Source organism: Novosphingobium sp. KACC 22771, from assembly GCF_028736195.1.
Lineage (GTDB): Bacteria > Pseudomonadota > Alphaproteobacteria > Sphingomonadales > Sphingomonadaceae > Novosphingobium.
On sequence record NZ_CP117881.1, the window covers coordinates 465,450 to 486,187 of the forward strand.

Here is a 20,738-nt window from a genome sequence, read left to right on the forward strand (position 1 = left end):
GCCCCCTTTTAGGTTGATTTTTTGCGCAAAAACAGACGTGTCAGTATGAAGTTGACGACAAAGGATATCCCCGCCGCCCCCACCAGCACGATCAGATCGGCCTGAGGCAGACCGGCCAGCAGCCGTCCAAGCGCCCATACACAGCCCAGGCGGACCACGATGGCGCCTTGAGAGGCGGCATAAGCCTTGCCCAGCCGCAGCCATGTCAGGCGGCCATAACGAAATACCCAGAATTCAAACAGCACATAGTTGAACGCGACACCCACCAGAAAGCCCAGCGCTGCGCCCGCAACCAAGGGCATTCCCAGCAGGCGGCGTGCGCCATAGCCAATGCCCACATCGACACCCAGCCCCAACACGGCCACCACCGTATAGCGTACAAGCTCCATCAAGGCTTCGCGCCTCTGGTCAGCAGGGGCGGAAACGCTCATGCCTCGCCCAGCAGATAGCGCATGTCCGCCTTGGCAAAAGCGGGGTCCAGCGCGGGCATCACGTCGAAAAGGTCATAGATATTGTCGATCTTGCCGCCCATAACCGAATAGAAATTAGGCCCTCGGTGGTGGCGGTGCAAAAGGATCGGGCGCCCATCGTCGCGTTCATTGCGCGTCAGCACGGTCTTCACATCGAACACGGATTTGACATACTCAAGATCGCCCGCGCAGGGCATATAGCGGCGCGTGTCCATCATCATATGGCGCCAGCGCGTGTTGGTGGACAAGCTGTCGCCCACCGCATAGGCCGGGCGCCCGCCCTGACGGTCCACCCAGCTCATATGCGGCGTATAGCGCACATGGGTGAGCGAATAGAGATTTTCAGACGGATAGGGCATCATCGAAAAGAACGGCCCGTCCATCACGGTCACGGCCTTGCCCTTCATCTCGGGCGGCGGGGCCACCAGTGCCAGTTCGGCCCACTCATACTTCAGCGGCAACGGTTCGATTCCGCTGTTCATCAGCACACGGTTGAGCCCGCCATAGGTCACGTTAAACACATGGGGCGCGCTTACCACCTCGCCCGAGGCGAGATGGACAAGGCAGGCATCCTCGCGGAATTCGACCTTTTCGGCGGCCTGGCCATGGCGCAGGGTGATGCCGTGCCTGGCCATGCGATCAGCCATGTGATCGCGCAGCACCGACCAGTCAAAGGCAAATTCGGTGCAGGCAAACACGCCCTCGATCAGTTCGGGATCGAACAGTGCGGCATCTGACACGCTGGCCGGGGCGATGGGCGCGCCCATGTCTTCAAACATGCGCAGGAAGCGTGCCTTCGACACTTTGCTCCGACGGCTGGCAATCGCATACAGCATCTGGAAATCATCGACCACAGCTTTGCTGAAATCGCGAGAGAAGCGGTGGCTCAATTCCCGAGAGCGCAGGGCGGTGACAAAGCTGCGCGGATAATGGAAGCCGGTATGCACCCGCGCCTGATTGACGCGCGAGGCGCGGGTGAGCAGCGCATCGCGTTCTTCCAGCACCAGAATGCGATCAAAGATGGTGCGCAAGAACAGCGCCAGCGCACAGCCGAAAAAGCCGCCGCCAATAATGACGACATCATAATCGGGCTGGGGTTTGGCGTTCATGGCTTAACCCTTCGCCTTGGGATGATATTCGTGCAGCAAGGTGGCCTTGAGCACCATCAGCAGGTCCCACAGCGCCGACATGCCCGAGATCTTGGTGGGGATCGCCTCATTGGCCGGATAGATGCGGCTGGTGGCGATTTCCTTGACCCGGTAACCGATCTGGCTGGCGCGCACAGTGAGATAGGCCAGCAGTTCATAGCGCACGAAAATCTCGCGGAAGGGCTGGGTGCGTTCGTCCAGCAGATAGGCGCTGGAATAGGCGCGATAGCCCTGCGTGGTGTCGGTGAACCAATATCCCGCCGCCATGCTCAACACCGGCGAGTGAATCAGCCGGATTGCCAGCCAGCGGGAAAGCGGCGTGTTTTCCGCATAGCCGCCCTTGATGAAGCGCGATGCCTGAACATAGCCAAAGCCCTCGTCCAGCGCCTGACTGAACAGGGGCAGCGTATCCACGCCGTCCTTGCCATTGCCGTCGATGGTGATGATGCCGTCATAGCCTTCGAGCAGCGCCCAAGCATAGCCGCAGCGCAATTGCGCCGACAACTTGCCCTTGCCGGTCTTGGTCACCAGCGCGCGCACGCCGACACTGTTAAGGAATTCCGGTTCCAGCGAGCCATCAGTCGAGCCGCCATCAACCACCACCGTGTCAATCCTGGCGGTGATGCCCAGATTGGCCATGTCGCGAAGCTGGCGCTGGATGCGCTCGCCTTCGTTGATAACCGGGATAATGATGACATGGCGCGAACGCTTTTCAAACAAGGGCTCGGCGCGGAAGGCGGGAACTTGCCAGCCACGCTCGGCAACGGCTTGGGCATAGGCTTCAGGCGACATGTTGTTCTCCGATGGCAGGCGTATCGCCCGACATTTCGACGTTGAGGTCTTCTACCTTGTCGAAGAAATTGGTGTTCGAGATTTCGTCCACGATCATGCGCGCGCTACCCCCGCTCAAAACTTCGAGCACGGCGACAAGCGAGATGGCCAGAATCGACATGCCCCCCGCGATAAATGCGGTGGAGCCGGACTGGATAATCGCGGTGGAAAACCAGCCTTCCTGCACATGATCGCGCAGCAGGATGACGGCGATGGCATAGAAGCTGTAAAGCGTTGAACCGGCCACCACCAGAAAGCCCAGAGCCGCATAGAGCTTGAGGAAGCGCGGCGCCCCGGCCAGCAGGATTTCCATCAGCAATTCATAGCGCTGACTGAATCCGGCCTTGGCGCGCACGGGCGTGGTGATGTCAAAGCGGTTGTAATGGGTGGGGGCGTTGCGCGCCTCGAAACGCAGGTCGATCGACGCGCTTTTGCGTGCGGCAATTGCGTTGAGCGGCTCGCGCGGCAAGATGATCGTGCGCGCGGCACGCGCCGAAATGACATTGTTCGAGGCCAGCGAGAGCAGGCGATAGCTCCATCCGCTGGGCGGGCGCGACGGGCGCCAACCGATCAGAATTTCATCGCGATCCTTGGCATGACCAATCTGGGTAACGAGATCCTCGATCGGCATGTCGTCGGGGTCATACAAGGCCACAACATCCCCGATCGCCTCCATCGTCGCAATCAGGCGCTGGCGATAGAACCGCGTGCCTTCACCGGTCAAAATGATGCGCAGATTGGCCAAGCCTGCAATTTCCGCCGCAAACCTGTCGAGTTGCGGCCGCTGGCTTTCGCGCAAAAGATAGATCAGTTCGAAATAGCGGAAGTTTTGCTCCAGCGCGCGCGCCACCACGGCAAGGCGCGGGATGGTGATGTGCGGTCCTTCTTCGTCGACCACTGCGACCGAAACCAGCATGTCACTGCGCATGGGCTGCACTCCCTGCTGAAAAAAGCGCGTCGGCCGTGGCGGCCAGACATTGATCGATAATGGCCAGTCCGTCAGCGGCCGGTGCGCGCATTTCAATCGAGAACCATTTGTCATAGCCCTGCCCGATCAGGTCGGCGGCAATGGTCTGCAAAGATGCGGCATCGGCTGGCGCCGGGGCCAATTGCGGTTCGCTGATATGCACATGGCTGACCTTGCCGGCGGCGCGGCGATAAAGCGCGCCCGCCTGATCCTGCTCATCATTCATATAGAGCGCGCCCATATCGTAATTGAGTGTGATGGCCGGGTGATCGACCATCAGAGTGAAATCGGCGGCGGAGGCCACATGGGTCATGAAATTCGTGCCATAGGCCGCAGGATTGGGTTCAAGTGCCAGAACGGTGCCTGCTGCCTGCGCCTTGTCGCCCAGGCGACGGAAGAGGTCAGCGGCATGGGCTCGCGCGTCGGCCATGGGCATGCCTTCGGGAATGACGCGATTGCCTGGCGAACCGAACACCAGATTGCCGATGCCAAGGCGTCCGGCAAGCGCAATGGCGCGTTCCAGACCGCGTTCAAGTGCCGCGAGTTCGTCGGCGCTGCCAAACAGCTTTGCGCCCACGACACCGAACAGCAAAGATTGCATCGAGACAGCCGACAGGCCAAATTCGGCCAGATCTGCGCGAAATGCCGCCTCCGCCTCGGGCGAGGGGACAAAAGCATCCTCCTGCCCGGCAAAGGCGAGCCCGGGCGCGATCTCAAGCCCGTTAAAACCGCGCGCCTGCATCATTGCATACACGCTGCGGGCATCCTGCGGCGCCCAGGCGATGTTCGAGATGGCAAGTTTCATCGGCCGGCCTCAGCGGCGAAAAACGCCTTGAGGTCGCCAAGCACACTTTCGCGGTCAAACAGATACGGCCCGCTGCCGCCAAATGTTTCGGCGTGAATGCTGCGCATGTCCTCGACCCAGAGCGGAGGGGCCGTGTTGACAAATGTGTCGCCCGTCAATTCCCGACAAACTTCCGCTGCAGACAACGGCTGTGAACACACATTAAGCGTATCGATACCCGCCGCGACAGCCTGATCAATATTATCGGCCAGGCGCTCCATATTGTAATATTGGAAGCGGGTTTCACTGTTGGTGAAATTGCGCGCGACAAAATTGATCTGGTGAAAAATTGCGTTCACATTTTCGCGATCCTGCGAACCGTTGAGCGCGACACGGTTCAAGCCCCACATTCCCAAGCCTTCATCCAGCGCATAATAACGCCCAAGCAGCGCTGCATCTTCGGCGGAAAGGTTGGCGAGCGTCTTTTCCCAGACATCCGGTTTAATAAAGGATGGGGCCGGGTTCATCAGGTCGAACACGAAGTTCTTCTTGATACCCGGGCCAAACAGCGCGGGAAGGCGCAGAATGTGGCTGTTCGCGAAATGGCTTTCCACCCGCTCTTCCAACTCGCGTCGGTGAAGGCCATAGGCCTTTTCGCTTTCAAAGGCGGCATTGGCCTCGGTGTAGCCGGCCGCAGCATTATCGAGCACGGCGATGGTCGAGATGAGGACAAAATGTTCGGTCTTGGCCAGACGCAGCGCAGCAAACAGTCCGTCGAGATTGGCCTTGTCGGCGGCTGGGTTCTGGTTTGCGGCCCACATCGTTGCCGGTGCAGCAGCGCAGACCACCATGTCATAGGATTGACCGGCAATATCGCCGATATTGCGCGAATTGAACATATCGTCAAATCCACGGGCACGGGTCAAGGTGCTGCCAACAAAGCCTGTATAGCCAACCAAAGCGGTACGCATAAGCCGATCACGATCCTTAAATTTGATAGCAGGCTGGCGGAGTTCATGCATTCCGCAGTTGCGAGAAATATTCGATTCAGAGCCTAGGGACAACACCTATATCGCCTTTATCCAGCGTCGGATTGCCCGATGTTTTTGGAAAAAATCTGTTTGATAGCCAGCGCCGGACCTGATTTGTGTTTTGCTCCGTGAACCGTGCAAATATCCATGCAATGACGTAAAGTGTGGCAACAATAACAACCAATATCATGGCCTTCCAAGACATCAGTTCCATTCTGTTCTGATGGACGGGGGTGAGCCATGCTGCCAAAATTACGACGATGGGCATGTGAATTGCATAAAGCGAATAGGTGCATTCTGAAGCATGCGACAAAAGGCTCAGCGTGGGCGCTGGCTTGTTTTCATCCTCGCCGAAGGCAAAAATGGCGAACGCTGCCGCAAGGCCAAGCGCCAGAACGGTGTACCAAGTTCCTTCAGCCTTTGTGCGGGCGGCGGCCATTACCACAAAGAGAACAATCGGGGCGAAAAGGCGAAGAACGCTGCGCCCATTTTCCCCCAATCGTTGTCTTAAGGCTGTGGCTTTATCGGGATAAATGCCCAACAATGTTCCGATAACCCATGCAGATGCGTCTTTCAGGAAAATTTCACCGCCAATCGCAATCGCGATTACGACACCGGCGGCAGACGCGACGCGCGCGCCAGCGCTGAATTTTTTCGAGAAAGCGAGCATGCAGAGCGGGAAGGCCATGTAGTACCAGAATTCCAGCGCCAATGACCAAAGTGGTTTATTGTAGCCAAATTCGGGTATCTTCACTTCCTGTAAAAAAAGTATGTTGCCGAAAAATGTAAGGATGCTGTGGTCTGGTGCATCAGGAATGCCGGCGTAAATATCTGGCCTGCTGTAAATATCCGCTGTTGAAAAAAATGCCGATCCGGCAAAATCAAGTATAGCCGTCAACAGCAATGCAGGAAACAGCACCAACCATAAGCGCACAATTCTGCGTGAGAAGTAATCCCGAAAATTGAATGTTCCGGCAATCACTTGCCTTGCCGCAGGGCCTCCGACCCAATAGCCGCTCAAAGCGAAGAAGACCATGACGGCTGGATTGCCCAATGCGGACAAAGCATAAATGGCGGTCGCTACGAACGTGTGGGAGACCTGACTGAAATCGATGTAGATTGAAGTCCTGATGTGGCCGCACACGACGATCAATGCCGCGATAAGACGCATCGCATTCAGGTAGCGATTTGTTTGCATCGACATTGTGCGGTCTTTCATGGTGCCTCCGTGCATGAAATAGACTAAATCTTCATCAATACTTTGGCGCCTTTGCGTCTTGATAGGTATACTGTAATAAGATATGCGAATAAAAGTGGCCTAAAGAAGTTTCTTATAGGGTATGTTCCGCCCTGAATGAGGAAAAACAAGACGGTGCAGCTTAAGATAAAATAGAGAAGGCCAATCTTTTTCTGGCTTAATACAAGTTTTCTCATGAGGATGGCGACAAATCCCCATAAAAAAATCAGATAGCCCACCCCAAATCCAATGATCTCCGTGTATCCGCTCATCGGCACGAAAGCAGACAGGAGAATTTCATATTGTTCGCGGTAGACCGGGAAACCGTCGATCGTGCTGGGGAGGGGGGAAAACGAGAGAATTTTGTAAATGAGCGGGAAATCCGCACGAAATTCGTTGCCGTCCCCGGTAATGAAAACGCCTTGAAAAATACTGCCGACCACTTCGACCGCACCATTGCTTTCGCCCTCGAAGGGGGCAATCAAGATGGTCGGGATCGATTCCAGGCCAAATTCGCCCGCTCCTCGGCCTGCAAGCGCGCAAAAGAGCAGGTAGATTGCGGCGGCGGTCAGAATGAGAGTACGCGCATTGCTTTTACGGTCGCTGACCAAATGCATGAGCAGCGTGAAAACCATCAGGATGGCAAAGGACGCGCGAGAGCAGGCCGCAACGGAAAAACAGATGTTCCACACAAATAGGACGAGCCACACAAACGGGATCGGGCCGCCACGTTGCGAAAGGTTGTTGGCAAGATAAAAGGCCGAGATAAACCCGGTCATACCGGCCATGCTCTGAATGGCAACGACGGCGGGACCTTCGATCCACATGCTGCCCTGACCGGTCATCGCCAGATATTGGGTGTTATACCAAGCGACGGGCCAATTGAGAAATACCCACTGAGCGCCAATGATCGATCCAACCAGAAATTTGAAAACAGTATCATATTTTCTGGCTTGGTCACGCAGGGCGGTAAGGGATTCGCTGATGCCTGCTGTTGTTCCGGTCAAGCGTCCCACCCCAATGGTCGAGACCCAAAGCACCAGGATAATCGATCCATAATAGATGATCTGCGTTTCAGGATGGTGCAGATAGCTGTAGGTTTCCCAGCCGCCGGGATTATACTGCGGCCCATAGATCCAGTCGCCGTTCAGATACACAATCTGGGACAGCCACAGAAACCAGCCAAACGTCTCTTGAGGCGTGAAGCCACGCATCCGATAACGCATCTCGGCTAGAACCAACAGCTGGATCAGAAGGGCTATAATCAGCATTCAGCTTCTCTCTATCTGCCTAACCGGCCGTTTGGCGCTGCTTGAGTTTGACGGCCGGATTGCCCGAATAGATCCCACCATGCGACAGGTCGCGCATGGCGACACCGCGCGCGCCCAACACCGCGTAATCGTCGATCTTTACACCGGGCCCGACAAAAGCCTCTGCAGCGATCCATACGTGATCGCCGATAGAAATGGGCCGCGTCACCAATTGGAAATCAGGATCGTCATACAAATGCGATCCGGCACAAAGCGAGGCGTCTTGCGAGACGATGCTAAATGCGCCGATGCGGATGGGCGCCTGATTGTAGCATAGCACACGCGGCCCCAATGTTGAGCCTTGGGCCATTTCCAAAAAGGGAGGATACCAGATTCGCGCGCTCGAATAGACATTGACCCCCTGCGCGATTTTGGCGCCAAACATGCGCAGGACAAACCGCCTCCACGCCCGCAGTTGCGGCGGCGTCCAGCGGGCCAGCAGCAGCCAGCCGATCATAAAGGCCAAGCGACCGAGCCTGAGGCGCAACGAAAAGCTGGCTCCGCCTTGACGCGACCCGCTCTCGTCGGCCTTCAGGACATGGGGCGCCTGATCCGTCACAGCCGCAATCCCGTGGCGGCGGCCAAGACTGCGATGCGTTCTTCGCGCGAATTGGCGTCTTTCACGATTCGCTCCAACTCCACAATCTTGGCGTTGACCAGAAAGCGATACCAGAAACCTTGAAGAAAATGGTAGATCAGCCCCGTCTTGCCATCCAGAAAGCCCAGTTGGATGACATAGCGGTACAGGAAATAGGCAAGCGGTCCGGTGCCAAAGGGCATCTTGTTAAAGATGCGCTCCTTGATGAAACGTTTGACGCGCGCCTGGCGGCCCATATTCGGGGATGTGTCATGACCGCCATCGCCAAACAGACCGTAGCGCGCATTAAGAACCTCGATTGCCTCGCGCGTTGCATAGGCATTGTGCTTGGCGGTGAAAAAGGTCAGATCCATCAGCGATGCATCGTCGAATTGTCCGGCCATATGGATGATGCGGCCATCGCTGATGACCACATGTTCGTCCATCCAGCGGTCCTCGACGGCGCCCTTGCCGTTGCGCCACAGGCGCAGCAAACGCAGCGGGTATCGCCCGCCGCGGCGCACCCATCGCCCCATAAAGATATGGCGCCGGTCAAAGGTGATGCCGCTGACGTCGGCGGGCAGCGCGGCCAGATCGCGGTTGATGCGCTCGGCCAGATCGGCGCCGATGATTTCATCGGCGTCCAGCCGTAAAATCCAGTCGGTCGTAACCTCGCCATGCTCCAGCGCCCAGTTGAACTGTCGTGCCTGATTGACGAATTTGTTCTGCATCACCCGCGCGCCTGCCGCTTTGGCGATGTCCACAGTCTTGTCTGTGGAAAAGGAGTCAACGACCAGAATATCGCTGCTGTACGCCTTGGCGCTGGCGATGGAGCGGGCAATGTGCACTTCCTCATTGAAGGTGAGGATGATCGTGGTGACGGACCCGTTCATCGCCGCCCCTCCATCTTGGCCATGGCCGCGCCATAGGCATGCCCCCATTGCGCGGTCACAGCCTCTGCCGAAAACATCGATCCGGCCAACTGGCGCGCAGCACCGGTGCGTGTCTGCCATTCGTCATGGCCCATGGCCCATGCCTGCGCCAGCGATGCGGATATCGAGCTTGCGTCAAAGCCGCATTCCACCGCCGCTCCTGTCGAAAAGCCCATGTCCAGATTGCATTCACGGGTCATGATGGTGGGCATGCCCGCCGCCCATGCCTCAAGAATGGCCATGGGCAACCCTTCCGACAGCGAGGGCAGCACCATGAAGCGCGCCTCTTCCAGCAGGGCCTGCTTGGCCTCGCCAAACACGGGCCCCAGAAATTCGATGCGCCCCGGCCCTGCGGCAATGGCGGCCTCGAGCGCGACGACGTCCTGGCCATCACCCCATCCGGCGATTTTCAGAACGGCGCCGTCGGGATGATCCATGCCATGCCATGCCTGCACCAAGGGAAGCAGGTTTTTCTTGGTGTGGATGCGGCCGATATACAGCATGACCGGCGCGCGGGGCGATGATGACGTGGCAAATACCGGGTCGGGGCCGGGGTTGGGAATGATCAGGCTGTCGCTGCGGCCGGTTCGGCTGGCGATATCGCGTGCCTCACGTGCGGTCAGGGCATGGATCGCGCTGGCCCGTTGCCAACTGTCCTTTTCCCATGCCCATCGTGCCAGACGCTTTTTCCACGGGCTGCGCTGAAAGATCCACGGGTCCAGCATGCCATGAGGCGAGACGAAATAGGGTCTTTGCGTGACGGCGGCCCATACCGCGCCGGCGCGCGATGGATACATCCAAATGCCGTGCAGGTGCAGGCAGTCGAGATTTTCTACCATGAGCGCCTGAACCAGATCGGGGGCATAGCCGATCTGGCGCGGCCCTTTGCCGGGGCACGTGACCACTCTGGTCGGGCCGAAGCGGGCGCAGTCCTGCCGGGTATGTTCATCTTCAATGGCAAACACCACCGCTTCTGCGCCCAGCGCGCGGATCATCTCGGCATGGGCGACGACCGCCTCAAAAACGCCGCCTGCGTTGCGCGAAGCAGAAACGATCATCAGACCGATCCGCCGCCCGGCCAGAGGCGCTTCAGTTTTGCGCCCGTCGCTCACGCTTGCTTCGCTCCCTTGCTGCGCAAACGCGCGATTGCCTTATGCAGGGCGGGTTGGATCATGCTCCAACGGATCATGTCCTGCTTGATGGCCATGCGCCAGATCCACGCCGCCATCACGATTTCCTGCGCAACCATCGCCATTCCCATGCCTTCCACGCCATCGCGGCGCACGGCCCAGGCGCCAAGTGCCACCGACAACAGGCTGCAAAACAGATAGAAATAGGTGAAACGGGCATGTTCATTGATCGCACAGATCAGATTGGACATCGGCACCCAAAGCCCGTTCAGCACCATGGCTGCCAGCATCAGGGCCAGCAGGGACGAGGAGGGATGGACGACGCCATGGGTCCAGAGCGCGATGATGGGTTTGCCCAGCACGAACAGCACAGGCGCCGCAGGCAACAGCAGAAATACCGCCACGGCCAGATTGGCCATCACCAACATGCTCTTGCCCGCTTCATTTCCGGTTGCGTGATGCACGGTATAGCGGGGCATTGAGGCAAAATTAAAACGGTAGGTGAATTGCAGAGCGGTGCGGCTGATCGTGCGAAGGGTCGAGAAGGCCGGAACGGCCGCGGGCCCGGCCATTGCGCCGATGGCCATCACCGACCCTTGAAGGGTGATTGCCTGCGCGGCGGGCAGCATGAAGGCGGCCAGCGCGGGCTTTAGCAGGCGTTTGATCTCGGCGCCGTCAAGCTGCCATCCGGCCTGCGCGCTCCACGGCGCCAGACGACGCAGGAAAAGGCCCAGCAGCCCGGAAAACAGCACCCGGCATCCCAGATAGGTCAGCGCCACCTCTTCTGGACCATATCCGACCGCGGCCACGGTCAACGCCGCCAGGGTTTCCGTCAAAAGGCAGGTGTCATACACGGTCTGCCATGTGGCAAATGCATCGGCGGCGCGAAATCCGGCGCCCGTCACGGCATTCTGCATGGCCAGCACGGTATAGCCCAGCATCGCCAGAACCGTCACCCAGGCGCGGCCATGTGTGAAGGGTTGGGCAAAATCAAGCGTATGCGGACGCAGCCACAGCACATAAAGGCCGATAACCGAACCCACCGTCAGCGCCATCAGCAAGGATGTCCAGCGCAGGCTGGTATGGATGCGGGCGGCCCTTTCATAGTGGCCTTGGGCAGCCGCCGCCGTCATGGCATTGGCGCCCGCGGCGGTCAGGCCCAGATCCGCCATTGCCAGCATTTGCGGCACCGTGAACAGCAGAACCCATGCGCCATATCCGGCCAGTCCCCAATGGCTGGTCAAGACCGGCACCGATATGAGTTGGATGGCCAATTGGATGAATTGGGCATAAATACCCGCCAGCGTCCCACGACCAAGGCGGGAAAACAGCAGCTTGCGCAATTTTCCCGGTTGGGGCTGGGCGCCGCTTGGCGATCGTCGTGATGCGTCGCCAGAGGGCATGGCGGGCGATGTCACCTGCCGCCTCCGCGCGCCAGCAGGGTGGCCCGTGCCTCCAGCCGGTCGATGATGCGACGCATGGACCAGCGCTCTACCGATCGTTCGCGCCCGTTGGCGGCCATTTCGGCGCAGGTTTGCGGGTCATCGGCCAGTTTGACGATGGCTTGCGCCAAGGCGTCGGCATCGCCGGGCTTGGTGCAGATCCCGCAGCCGTCCACTTCATCGAACAGACCGGTGCCCGGCTCGGTCGTCGCGACCACCGGGCGCCCCGAGGCCAGCATGTTGGTCAGTTTCGAAGGCAGCACCAGATCGGCCGCACCCGGAATTTGCGGCAACAGATGGATGGTCGCCAAGCCCAGCAGTTCGCCCATCCGGGCCGAAGGCTGCAGGCCGTGGAACTGGATATTGCGCAGGCCCAGAGCCAATTCCTGCAGCCGCGCCCGGTTCGGCCCGTCGCCGCAGATCACAAAGGCGATGTCCTCGCGCCCCTGCAACCGGCGGCTGGCCTCGATCAGGATGTCGATGCCCTGCTTGTTGGCGATATTGCCGGAATAGAGGCAGACCTTCTTGCCCTGGAGCCCCCATTGCGCGCGATAGGCTGCGCCCTGTTCGGGGTCGGGCTGGATGGTACTGTCGGCCCAGTTGCGGATCTCGATGGTCTTGTGCGGGGCAATGCCCTTTTCGTGCAGCTTGGCCACCATCTGGGGGCTGATCGAGGAAACGATGTCGGCAAGGCCCAGCAGGAAGGCTTCGGCCCGCGCGCCCCATTTGGCAAGGCTGCCCTTCTGCTCGACAAGGCCGGTGGCAAAGGCGGCCTCGACCTCGAAATCCTGAATATGGACCCACAGTTTCGCGCCCGCCAAGCGCGCCGCGATCCAGGCCACCGGCACGCTGAGCAGCGCGGGGGCGATGCAGAACACCACCTCGGGCCGGTCGCGCCGGGCCATGCGGATCGCCGGGCCAAGCGCGCTCAGCGCATAGCTGGCCAGATGGATGATCCGCTTCATGCCGCTGGGCTGGGCCGGGACATAGAGCGGGCAGCGGGTGATAGCCACGCCATCCTCGACCGACTTGCGCCAGCCTCCGCGCCATTCCTGCGGCACATGCCATGCCGGGTAATAGGGCTTGCCCGAAATCACCGACACAGCATGGCCGCGCGTCGCCAGCGCACGGGCCATGTCGGCGGTATAACGGGCGATGCCGATCTCCTCGGGCGCATAGTTCAGCCCGACGATGGCGAGCCGAAGCGCGTCGGTCATATCAGACGATCTCTTTGAGGAAGTGGTTGTAGGCGTCCGCGATGCCTTCCTTCAGCGCGATCCGCGGTTTCCACCCCATGGCCTGCAGGCGCGAGGAATCCATCAGCTTGCGCGGGGTGCCGTCGGGCTTGGAGAGGTCATGCACGATCTCGCCGTCATAGCCGATGACCTCCATCACCAATTGCGTCAGTTCAAGGATCGAGACATCCGAGCCAAAGCCGATGTTCACATGCTCCTGCGCCGAGTAATTTTTCAGCAGATGCACGCAGGCATCGGCGCAATCGTCGGCATGCAGGAATTCGCGGCGCGGCGTGCCGGTGCCCCAGACCTCGACGGTGCCGCCGGTCTGCTTGGCATTGTGCACCTTGCGGATCAGCGCGGGCATCACATGGCTGGTTTCGAGGTTATAATTGTCGCCCGGGCCATACAGGTTGGTGGGCATGCCGCTGATATAATCGGCGCCATGCTGGACGCGATAGGATTCGCACAGCTTGATCCCGGCGATCTTGGCAATCGCATACCATTCGTTGGTCGGCTCCAGCGGCCCGGTCAGCAGTGCGTCCTCGGCAATGGGCTGAGGCGCGAATTTGGGATAGATGCAGGAGGAACCAAGGAACAGCAGCTTGGCCACATCGGTCCGATGCGAGGCCTCGATCAGATTGGCCTCGATCATCAAATTGTTATAGAGGAAATCGGCCGGATAGGTGTTGTTGGCCAGAATGCCCCCGACCTTGGCCGCAGCCACCACCACCACATCGGGCTTTTCGCGCGCCATCCATGTGCGCACGGCGGCCTGATCCATCAGATCCAGATCAGTCCGCCCGGCGCAAAGCACCTCGCAGTTTTCCGAGGCCAGACGGCGCACCACCGCGCTGCCGACCATCCCGCGATGGCCGGCCACAAAAACACGCTTTCCTCCAAGATCAAACATGGCGCTGGCCTTTGTTACTGGAACTTGGCGATGGGCGCGTCGCGCATCACTTCAAGGTCGGCCTGAACCATTTCGCGGGCCAGATCGCGCACCGAGGTCGTGTGGGTCCAGCCCAGCTTGGCCTTGGCCTTGGCCGGGTCGCCGATCAGCAGGTCGACCTCGGTCGGGCGGAAATAGCGCGGGTCGATCTCGACGATGACTTTGCCGGTCTTCTTGCAGATGCCCTTTTCCTCGACGCCCTCGCCGGTGAATTCCAGATCGATGCCGACATCTTCAAACGACCAGCGCACGAATTCGCGCACCTCGGTGGTTTCCCCCGTGGCCAGCACGTAATCGTCGCCTTCGTCCTGCTGCAGCATGCGCCACATGCCCTCGACATATTCGCGAGCGTGGCCCCAGTCGCGCTTGGCGTCCAGATTGCCCAGATACAGCTTTTCCTGACGGCCCAGCGAAATGGCGGCGGCCGCGCGGGTGATCTTGCGCGTGACAAAGGTTTCGCCGCGCAGCGGGCTTTCATGGTTGAACAGGATGCCGTTGCTGGCATGAATGCCATAGGCCTCGCGATAGTTCACCACGATCCAGTAGCCATACAGCTTGGCCACGCCATAGGGCGAGCGCGGATAGAACGGGGTGGTTTCGCGCTGAGGCACTTCCTGCACCAGACCATAGAGTTCCGAGGTCGAGGCCTGATAGAAGCGGGTCTTCTTTTCCAGCCCCAGAATGCGGATGGCCTCAAGCAGGCGCAGCGTGCCGATGGCGTCGGCATTGGCGGTATATTCGGGTGTGTCAAAGCTGACCTGAACGTGGCTCTGCGCGGCCAGGTTATAGATTTCGTCAGGCTGGACCTGCTGGACGATGCGAATGAGGTTGGTCGAGTCCGTCAGATCGCCGTAATGCAGATGGAAACGGGCGTTCTGTGTATGCGGATCCTCGTAAATATCCTCAACCCGCCCAGTGTTGAACGAGGAGGAACGGCGCTTGAGGCCATGAACCTCATAACCCTTTTCAAGAAGAAGGCGTGCCAAATAGGCACCATCCTGACCGGTAACACCGGTGATCAGCGCGACTTTTCCTTCGTGGGAAGTGCCTTCAGCGGAGGGGTTTGCCATTTTTATTAACGCCTCAAGTTATTCGCAGATGCAGCACATCTAACCAGAAGATGGATTTTTGCAAGCAAGATTCCCGTGTAATTCACTAGGGGAAAATACCTGAAATGCCCCAAAATCGGACCCCTTGGGGTATCTCCCATATTTGGGTTACTTTTCCTGCATTTCCCCACCAAGCGTTAGATCATGGCGCCAGAAAAAGTTAACGGCAATATCAGCATGATTTGGCTGAATACGTAAGAATTGCCAATAATACGCCAAAACGGTTAAATGGAGAGCGGCGGCGGCGCGCGCCTGTGCAGGATGCGCGACACAGGCAGCATCCCGTTGCAAAACGCGCAAAAATTATTCTTGCGCGATATCCTATCTGGATAAAATTATTGCGGCGTCATTCCGCATCGGCCCGTTCAGGGCGTGGTCGTATTCCGCTTGGCCACGGTAAAGCTGCCCGTCACACGACCCGATTCTCCCGAACCGCCGCCGGTTGAACCCGAGGATGCGCCCACGAAATTCGAGACATGGCGATCCAGATCAATCACCAGACGCTCGCCCTTGCCGCTGCCGCGGGCGTTCTGCAAACGGACATGGCCCACCACTGTGATGACCCGCCGCCCGAAATCATACGTCGCCAGATCGCCCCAAACGCGATCCGTGCCCTGATTGATTTCGACATTGCCGGTGGCGTCGATGCGCTGGATCTTGATATCGCCATTGTCGCCGCCCTGATTGGCATAGGCCACGATGGTGCGCGCGGCCTTCATGCGCAGATCCTGCTGCTTGATATCGACATTGCCGGTCAGGAGAACGCGCTTGGCCTTGTCCTGAACCTCAATGCGGTCGGCGGCGTAATCGACGGGCTTGTCGCTGTCGTGGCTGCCCAGACCCTGCGCCAACAGCGATCCGGCCGTGCCGCCAAGGGCAAGGGCAAAAGCGCCAAGAACGGTCAGACGACGGGCGGGGGCAATATTTGACATGATCGACATGACCTTGCTCTTAGCCCAAGGCTTGGCCTGGGTGAAGCGGCGTTTATGGCCGGGTGGGAAGAGTAATCACAGGCGCCCTAGCGCGGGGCTTTCATCTTGCCGGGCGTCATGCGCAACCGGGCGCGCCCTTCCAGAACGACGGTGCGGCCGGAAATATCAACCGCCATATGGTCGGCCGAAAAGGTGCCCGCAGGCACCGTGCCGTTCACGCCGCCGCTGGCCTTGGCCTGACGGGTTTTCAGATAGATGTCCACGTCGCTTGTCTGCATCCGATAGCCATCGCCCTCCGACAGGTTCACCGGCCCCTGAACCTTCATCACTTCGCGGTTGAGGTCATAGCGCGCCGAGGGGGCCTCGATCCGCGCCGGGCCGCTTTCCATGTCCAGACTGGCGTTGAGGTCGCGCATTTCCACGATGGGCACCTGCGCCGAATGCTGCACCGCCTGGCCCGCCTTCAATTCAAACGGGCGCCCCTTGTCATCGGCCCCGCGATAGCTGGCGCTGGTCACCGACAGGCGCTCCTTGGCCACGGCCACCTTGTTGCGGTCGAGCAGGAAGGACACCTCGCCATGGGGAAAGATCGGGCTGACCACCATAACGGCGGTGACCATGCCGACCCCGACCGGCAGCGCCGTGAAAAGAAAGCGGATGATGCGATCATGCGAGCCGCCGGGCGCAGCCTTGGCGCGCCGGCGATTGCGCAAAAGATCGGCACCGATGGTCAAAGGCTTAGCCTCAGGCCGACATGTGGCTGAAAATGTCGTGGTCGGGCCACCCGGCCAGATCGAGTTCCGCCCGCGCGGGCAGGAAGTCGAAGCAGGCCTGCGCCAGCGCGGTGCGCCCTTCGCGCTCCAGCCGGACGACGAGAATGGCATGTGCCGCGTGCAGATAGCGCACGTCGCTGGCCGCATATTCGCGCTGGGCGTCCGACAGGTCAGGCCCGCCCCAGTCGCTCGACTGCTGCTGCTTGCTCAATTCCTTGCCCAGCAGTTCGCGCACGAGATCCTTGAGCCCGTGGCGGTCGGTATAGGTGCGCACCAGCTTGCTGGCGATTTTGGTGCAGAACACGGGCGCGGCCACCACGCCCAGATAATGCTGGATCGCGGCGATGTCGAAGCGCGCGAAGTGATAGATCTTCAAACGCTCGGGATCGGCCAGCACCGCCTTCAGGTTGGGCGCCGCATAATCGCTGCCGGGCTTGAAGCGGACGAGATGCTCATCCCCCCGCCCATCGGCGATCTGCACGACGCACAGCCGGTCGCGGGGCGTGATAAGGCCCATGGTTTCGGTATCCACCGCAATCGCGCCGGGAGCCAGCACGCCTTCGGGGAGATCTTCTTCGTGGAGATAGACAGCCATTGTGCCAAAATGCTTAGGACGAAGCGAGCGACCTGAAAAGCCCTGAAAGCGGCGGGAAGGCAGATTATGACGGCAAGTGACGCAGTTCCCACAAGTTGGCGCCCGGCTTTGGAGCCTGCGCTCTCCACCCCGGAGGCGCGGCGGCTGGGCGGTTTCCTTAAAAGCGAGGAGGCCGCGGGCAAGGTGATCTATCCCCCGCGCGGGCAAAGGTTGGCCGCTTTGGCGCTCACGCCGCTTGATGAGGTCAAGGTGGTGATTCTGGGGCAGGACCCCTATCACGGCCCCGGTCAGGCCCATGGGCTGAGCTTTTCTGTGCAGAAGGGCGTGCGAATTCCTCCCAGCCTCGTGAACATCTACAAGGAGCTGAAAAGCGATGTCGGCTTTGTTCCCCCCGATCACGGCGATCTGACGGGCTGGGCAAAGCAGGGCGTGCTGCTGCTCAACAATGCCTTGACCGTTGAGCAGGGACAGGCCGGATCGCATCAGAAAAAGGGCTGGGAGGCGATCACGGACGCCTGCGTTGCGGCCGTGGCCGAGGGACCGAACCCTTGCGTCTTCATGCTGTGGGGCAGCCATGCGCAGAAAAAGGCCGCCCGCGTGCCGGGGCTGAACAGCGGGCGCCATCTGGTGCTGCAGGCGCCGCATCCCAGCCCGCTGTCGGCGCATAACGGCTGGTTCGGCAGCCGCCATTTTTCCAAGGCCAATGACTTTTTGGTGTCGGTGGGGCGTGAACCGGTGGATTGGGCATTATAGGTTAATTCTCGGAAATTTCGTTTCCTACATAACCAAAATGGTAAATATTGCTCGCCTTTTTGCAAAAGGGGGCGCGTATGACCATCATCGAACTGCAAAAAGCCATCGGCGTTCAGCCTGACGGCCTATGGGGCAATCGTTCGCGCGCGGCTTTGCTGCGTTGCTTTACCAGCCAAAACACCGGCGCGTTGGGCGAAGAGGGTATGGTCGAATTCGCCGCCCGCCTTGGCGTTTCGGTGCGGCAACTGGCCGCTGTCGCCAAGGTGGAGGCGGGAGGCAGCGGGTTTGACGCTGCCGGACGGCCCAAGATCCTGTTTGAGCGCCACAAGTTTCATCAATTCACCGGCGGACGCTATTCGGTTCGCCCCTTCAGCAATCCCCAGCCGGGCGGCTATGATCAAAGCAGTTGGGACAAATTGCTCGATGCCATCGCCACGGGCGAGGTCGATGCTGCTTTCATGGCCTGCTCATGGGGCAAATTTCAGGTCATGGGGCAATATTGGCGCGATTTCACCTATGCCTCGCCCTATGCGCTGGCCATCTCGACCGTCGCCTCCGAGGTCGGTCATTATCGCTTGCTGGTGTCCTATATCGAGGCCAACCGGCTGCAAAAGGCCATGGCCGCCCTCTCCGTCGATCCCGAGGCGTGCCGCGCCTTTGCCCGCGCCTATAACGGGCCGAATTACGCCCAATTCAATTATCACACCAAACTGGCCACCGCGATGCGTTGATGCGCCTAAAACCGGTGCCAGATTTCAATGGCAATATCAAACAGCGTGATCCCGGCAATCGGCGCCACAAACAGCAGCAAAAGATTGACCCCCACCAGCGATATCACAAGCTTTTCGCGCGGCCGGCTCAATTCGGGCCGGTTGCGGCGGGGCGGGGGGCTCCATGGCTCATGCGGCGGCCAGGGATCGCGTGTATCAAGGAACATCGGGCGACACTCCAGTTCAACTGAAGCGATACTACGCCAAAGCCGCCGATTGCCAAGCTGTCCGAAAGAGAAAAGAGCGCAAAAGAAAACGCCGGCAGTTGGCCCTGCCGGCGTTTGTCTTTGCCAATTGCCGTTTTGGATCAGCGCGGCAATTCGGAAACACCCATCAGCGCTTCGTCCACCGCGCGGGCGGCCTGACGGCCCTCGCGGATGGCCCAGACAACAAGGCTCTGGCCACGGCGCATGTCGCCGCAGGCAAAGATCTTCTCGTCGCTGGTGCGATAGGAATTGGTGTCGGCCTTCACATTGCCGCGCCCGTCCAACTCCACGCCGGCCTGATCGATCAGACCCTGCTTGCGCGGGCCGACAAAACCCATGGCCAGCAGGATGAGATCGGCCTTGAGCGTGAATTCGCTGCCGGGAACCTCGACCATCTTGCCGCCTTCCCATTCGACGCGGACGCATTCGAGGCCGGTGACAACCCCGTTTTCGCCCACGCAGCGCTTGGTCAGCACGGCGAATTCGCGCGCCACGCCTTCTTCATGGCTGGTCGAGGTGCGCAGCTTGAGCGGCCAGTTGGGCCAGCTCAGCGCCTTGTTTTCCTTCACCGGCGGCTGGGGCATGATTTCCAGCTGGGTGACGGACAGGGCGCCCTGACGGTTCGACGTGCCCACGCAGTCGCTGCCCGTATCGCCGCCGCCGATCACCACGACATGCTTGCCCGTGGCGGTCAGCGAGCCACGCGGCGCGGCGCGGATTTCATCGTCGCCCGCCACGCGCTTGTTCTGCTGGGTCAGGAATTCCATGGCAAAGCGCACGCCCTGCATTTCATAACCCGGAATATTCAGGGGACGCGGATCTTCCGCACCGCCCGCCAGCACGATGGCGTCGAAGTTTTCCTTCAGCGATTCGACCGAAACATGCACACCCACCTCGACCGAGGTGCGGAAGGCCACGCCTTCGGCTTCCATCTGCACCATGCGGCGGTTGATGAGGTGCTTTTCCATTTTGAAGTCGGGAATGCCGTAACGCATCAGCCCGCCCACGCGGTCGTTCTTTTCAAACACCGTGACGGAATGGCCCGCGCGCGCCAGTTGCTGGGCCGCGGCCAGACCCGCCGGGCCCGAACCCACCACAGCCACCGACTTGCCGGACTTCTTGGCCGCCACCTGTGCGGTGATCCAGCCGTTTTCCCAGCCCTTGTCGACGATGGCGCATTCGATCGACTTGATCGTCACCGGCTGGTCCACGATGTTCAGCGTGCAGGCTGCCTCGCAAGGTGCGGGGCAGATGCGGCCCGTGAACTCGGGGAAATTGTTGGTCGAATGCAGCACTTCCAGCGCATTCTGCCAATCGCCCTCATAGACCAGATGGTTCCAGTCCGGGATGATGTTGTTCACCGGACAGCCATTGTGACAATAGGGAATGCCGCAATTCATGCAGCGCGAGGCCTGGGCTTTGAGCGCAGGCTCGGCATGCGGGATCACGAATTCCTTGTAATGCTTCACGCGCTCCGCCGGATCCGCATAGGTGCGGTCCTGACGGTCAAGCTCGAGAAAGCCGGTTTCCTTGCCCATGTGTAATTCCTTCCTT

At 59.8% G+C, this 20,738-nt stretch carries 22 protein-coding genes; 2 read left to right on the forward strand and 20 right to left on the reverse strand.

Translation table 11 applies throughout. The features are described 5' to 3' along the window. Positions 1–8 precede the first annotated feature (8 nt). The 18 genes from PQ467_RS02140 to PQ467_RS02225 form a co-directional block, all read right to left on the reverse strand. Positions 9–431 (reverse strand): GtrA family protein, encoded by a 423-nt coding sequence (locus tag PQ467_RS02140; RefSeq protein WP_274174923.1) that lies wholly within the window; start codon positions 429–431, stop codon positions 9–11. Next, positions 428–1,579, reverse strand: coding sequence for an FAD-dependent oxidoreductase (locus PQ467_RS02145; RefSeq protein ID WP_274174924.1), 1,152 nt, complete (start codon positions 1,577–1,579; stop codon positions 428–430). Before PQ467_RS02145 ends, PQ467_RS02140 begins: the two co-directional genes overlap by 4 nt. 3 nt (positions 1,580–1,582) lie before the next feature. After that, complete coding sequence (locus PQ467_RS02150) at positions 1,583–2,410, reverse strand: glycosyltransferase family 2 protein (RefSeq protein WP_274174925.1); 828 nt, start codon at positions 2,408–2,410, stop codon at positions 1,583–1,585. Then, a complete protein-coding gene (locus PQ467_RS02155; RefSeq protein ID WP_274174926.1) occupies positions 2,400–3,377 on the reverse strand; it encodes a hypothetical protein in 978 nt (325 codons plus the stop codon). The genes PQ467_RS02150 and PQ467_RS02155 overlap by 11 nt, the downstream gene beginning before the upstream one ends. Beyond that, a complete protein-coding gene (locus PQ467_RS02160; RefSeq protein WP_274174927.1) occupies positions 3,367–4,221 on the reverse strand; it encodes a sugar phosphate isomerase/epimerase family protein in 855 nt (284 codons plus the stop codon). Before PQ467_RS02160 ends, PQ467_RS02155 begins: the two co-directional genes overlap by 11 nt. Continuing rightward, entirely contained in the window at positions 4,218–5,171 is a 954-nt protein-coding gene (locus PQ467_RS02165) for a sugar nucleotide-binding protein (protein WP_274174928.1), read from the reverse strand. The genes PQ467_RS02160 and PQ467_RS02165 overlap by 4 nt, the downstream gene beginning before the upstream one ends. A gap of 76 nt (positions 5,172–5,247) precedes the next feature. Then, on the reverse strand, positions 5,248–6,450 hold the full coding sequence (locus PQ467_RS02170) for an acyltransferase family protein (RefSeq protein ID WP_274174929.1): 1,203 nt from the start codon (positions 6,448–6,450) through the stop codon (positions 5,248–5,250). Between the two features lie 23 nt (positions 6,451–6,473). Then, positions 6,474–7,739 (reverse strand): hypothetical protein, encoded by a 1,266-nt coding sequence (locus tag PQ467_RS02175; RefSeq protein WP_274174930.1) that lies wholly within the window; start codon positions 7,737–7,739, stop codon positions 6,474–6,476. Between the two features lie 19 nt (positions 7,740–7,758). Beyond that, the gene (locus PQ467_RS02180; RefSeq protein WP_274176068.1) at positions 7,759–8,235 is read right to left on the reverse strand and encodes a putative colanic acid biosynthesis acetyltransferase; all 477 of its coding nucleotides are present in this window, start codon (positions 8,233–8,235) and stop codon (positions 7,759–7,761) included. A gap of 98 nt (positions 8,236–8,333) precedes the next feature. Next, positions 8,334–9,248: a glycosyltransferase family 2 protein gene (locus PQ467_RS02185; RefSeq protein WP_274174931.1), complete on the reverse strand. Its 915-nt coding sequence runs from the start codon at positions 9,246–9,248 to the stop codon at positions 8,334–8,336. Continuing rightward, complete coding sequence (locus tag PQ467_RS02190) at positions 9,245–10,399, reverse strand: glycosyltransferase (RefSeq protein WP_274174932.1); 1,155 nt, start codon at positions 10,397–10,399, stop codon at positions 9,245–9,247. The genes PQ467_RS02185 and PQ467_RS02190 overlap by 4 nt, the downstream gene beginning before the upstream one ends. Next, positions 10,396–11,760 carry a lipopolysaccharide biosynthesis protein gene (locus PQ467_RS02195; protein ID WP_274174933.1) on the reverse strand — a complete coding sequence of 455 codons (1,365 nt, stop codon included), beginning with the start codon at positions 11,758–11,760 and terminating at the stop codon, positions 10,396–10,398. The genes PQ467_RS02190 and PQ467_RS02195 overlap by 4 nt, the downstream gene beginning before the upstream one ends. Positions 11,761–11,831: 71 nt before the next feature. Then, a complete protein-coding gene (locus PQ467_RS02200) occupies positions 11,832–13,076 on the reverse strand; it encodes a WcaI family glycosyltransferase (RefSeq protein WP_274174934.1) in 1,245 nt (414 codons plus the stop codon). Between the two features lies 1 nt (position 13,077). Continuing rightward, entirely contained in the window at positions 13,078–14,007 is a 930-nt protein-coding gene (gene fcl / locus PQ467_RS02205) for a GDP-L-fucose synthase (protein ID WP_274174935.1), read from the reverse strand. A 14-nt stretch (positions 14,008–14,021) separates the two neighbouring features. Then, positions 14,022–15,116: a GDP-mannose 4,6-dehydratase gene (gmd, locus tag PQ467_RS02210; RefSeq protein WP_274174936.1), complete on the reverse strand. Its 1,095-nt coding sequence runs from the start codon at positions 15,114–15,116 to the stop codon at positions 14,022–14,024. Between the two features lie 404 nt (positions 15,117–15,520). Then, positions 15,521–16,096, reverse strand: a complete 576-nt coding sequence (locus PQ467_RS02215; RefSeq protein WP_274174937.1) for an LptA/OstA family protein — start codon at positions 16,094–16,096, stop codon at positions 15,521–15,523. A 77-nt stretch (positions 16,097–16,173) separates the two neighbouring features. After that, the gene (lptC, locus tag PQ467_RS02220; RefSeq protein ID WP_274174938.1) at positions 16,174–16,821 is read right to left on the reverse strand and encodes an LPS export ABC transporter periplasmic protein LptC; all 648 of its coding nucleotides are present in this window, start codon (positions 16,819–16,821) and stop codon (positions 16,174–16,176) included. A gap of 10 nt (positions 16,822–16,831) precedes the next feature. Continuing rightward, positions 16,832–17,455, reverse strand: a complete 624-nt coding sequence (locus tag PQ467_RS02225; RefSeq protein ID WP_274174939.1) for a ribonuclease D — start codon at positions 17,453–17,455, stop codon at positions 16,832–16,834. A gap of 66 nt (positions 17,456–17,521) precedes the next feature. Between PQ467_RS02225 and ung the strand changes: the two genes are divergently transcribed. Together ung and PQ467_RS02235 are read left to right on the forward strand one after the other, a co-directional pair. Continuing rightward, entirely contained in the window at positions 17,522–18,208 is a 687-nt protein-coding gene (gene ung / locus PQ467_RS02230; RefSeq protein WP_274174940.1) for a uracil-DNA glycosylase, read from the forward strand. A 77-nt stretch (positions 18,209–18,285) separates the two neighbouring features. Continuing rightward, positions 18,286–18,939, forward strand: a complete 654-nt coding sequence (locus PQ467_RS02235) for an N-acetylmuramidase domain-containing protein (protein ID WP_274174941.1) — start codon at positions 18,286–18,288, stop codon at positions 18,937–18,939. Between the two features lie 5 nt (positions 18,940–18,944). Here the strand turns inward: PQ467_RS02235 and PQ467_RS02240 are convergent, their stop codons facing one another. Together PQ467_RS02240 and PQ467_RS02245 are read right to left on the reverse strand one after the other, a co-directional pair. Then, entirely contained in the window at positions 18,945–19,145 is a 201-nt protein-coding gene (locus PQ467_RS02240; protein WP_274174942.1) for a hypothetical protein, read from the reverse strand. 140 nt (positions 19,146–19,285) lie between these two features. Then, positions 19,286–20,722 (reverse strand): glutamate synthase subunit beta, encoded by a 1,437-nt coding sequence (locus PQ467_RS02245; RefSeq protein WP_274174943.1) that lies wholly within the window; start codon positions 20,720–20,722, stop codon positions 19,286–19,288. Between the last annotated feature and the right edge of the window lie 16 nt (positions 20,723–20,738).

Coding starts and splice junctions, on each gene's coding strand:
- PQ467_RS02140 (WP_274174923.1), bottom strand. CDS start 431: ATGAGCGTTTCCGCCCCTGCTGACCAGAGGCGCGAAGCCTTGATGGAG.
- PQ467_RS02145 (WP_274174924.1), bottom strand. CDS start 1,579: ATGAACGCCAAACCCCAGCCCGATTATGATGTCGTCATTATTGGCGGC.
- PQ467_RS02150 (WP_274174925.1), bottom strand. CDS start 2,410: ATGTCGCCTGAAGCCTATGCCCAAGCCGTTGCCGAGCGTGGCTGGCAA.
- PQ467_RS02155 (WP_274174926.1), bottom strand. CDS start 3,377: ATGCGCAGTGACATGCTGGTTTCGGTCGCAGTGGTCGACGAAGAAGGA.
- PQ467_RS02160 (WP_274174927.1), bottom strand. CDS start 4,221: ATGAAACTTGCCATCTCGAACATCGCCTGGGCGCCGCAGGATGCCCGC.
- PQ467_RS02165 (WP_274174928.1), bottom strand. CDS start 5,171: ATGCGTACCGCTTTGGTTGGCTATACAGGCTTTGTTGGCAGCACCTTG.
- PQ467_RS02170 (WP_274174929.1), bottom strand. CDS start 6,450: ATGAAAGACCGCACAATGTCGATGCAAACAAATCGCTACCTGAATGCG.
- PQ467_RS02175 (WP_274174930.1), bottom strand. CDS start 7,739: ATGCTGATTATAGCCCTTCTGATCCAGCTGTTGGTTCTAGCCGAGATG.
- PQ467_RS02180 (WP_274176068.1), bottom strand. CDS start 8,235: ATGATCGGCTGGCTGCTGCTGGCCCGCTGGACGCCGCCGCAACTGCGG.
- PQ467_RS02185 (WP_274174931.1), bottom strand. CDS start 9,248: ATGAACGGGTCCGTCACCACGATCATCCTCACCTTCAATGAGGAAGTG.
- PQ467_RS02200 (WP_274174934.1), bottom strand. CDS start 13,076: ATGACCGACGCGCTTCGGCTCGCCATCGTCGGGCTGAACTATGCGCCC.
- fcl (WP_274174935.1), bottom strand. CDS start 14,007: ATGTTTGATCTTGGAGGAAAGCGTGTTTTTGTGGCCGGCCATCGCGGG.
- gmd (WP_274174936.1), bottom strand. CDS start 15,116: ATGGCAAACCCCTCCGCTGAAGGCACTTCCCACGAAGGAAAAGTCGCG.
- PQ467_RS02215 (WP_274174937.1), bottom strand. CDS start 16,096: ATGTCGATCATGTCAAATATTGCCCCCGCCCGTCGTCTGACCGTTCTT.
- PQ467_RS02225 (WP_274174939.1), bottom strand. CDS start 17,455: ATGGCTGTCTATCTCCACGAAGAAGATCTCCCCGAAGGCGTGCTGGCT.
- ung (WP_274174940.1), top strand. CDS start 17,522: ATGACGGCAAGTGACGCAGTTCCCACAAGTTGGCGCCCGGCTTTGGAG.
- PQ467_RS02235 (WP_274174941.1), top strand. CDS start 18,286: ATGACCATCATCGAACTGCAAAAAGCCATCGGCGTTCAGCCTGACGGC.
- PQ467_RS02240 (WP_274174942.1), bottom strand. CDS start 19,145: ATGTTCCTTGATACACGCGATCCCTGGCCGCCGCATGAGCCATGGAGC.
- PQ467_RS02245 (WP_274174943.1), bottom strand. CDS start 20,722: ATGGGCAAGGAAACCGGCTTTCTCGAGCTTGACCGTCAGGACCGCACC.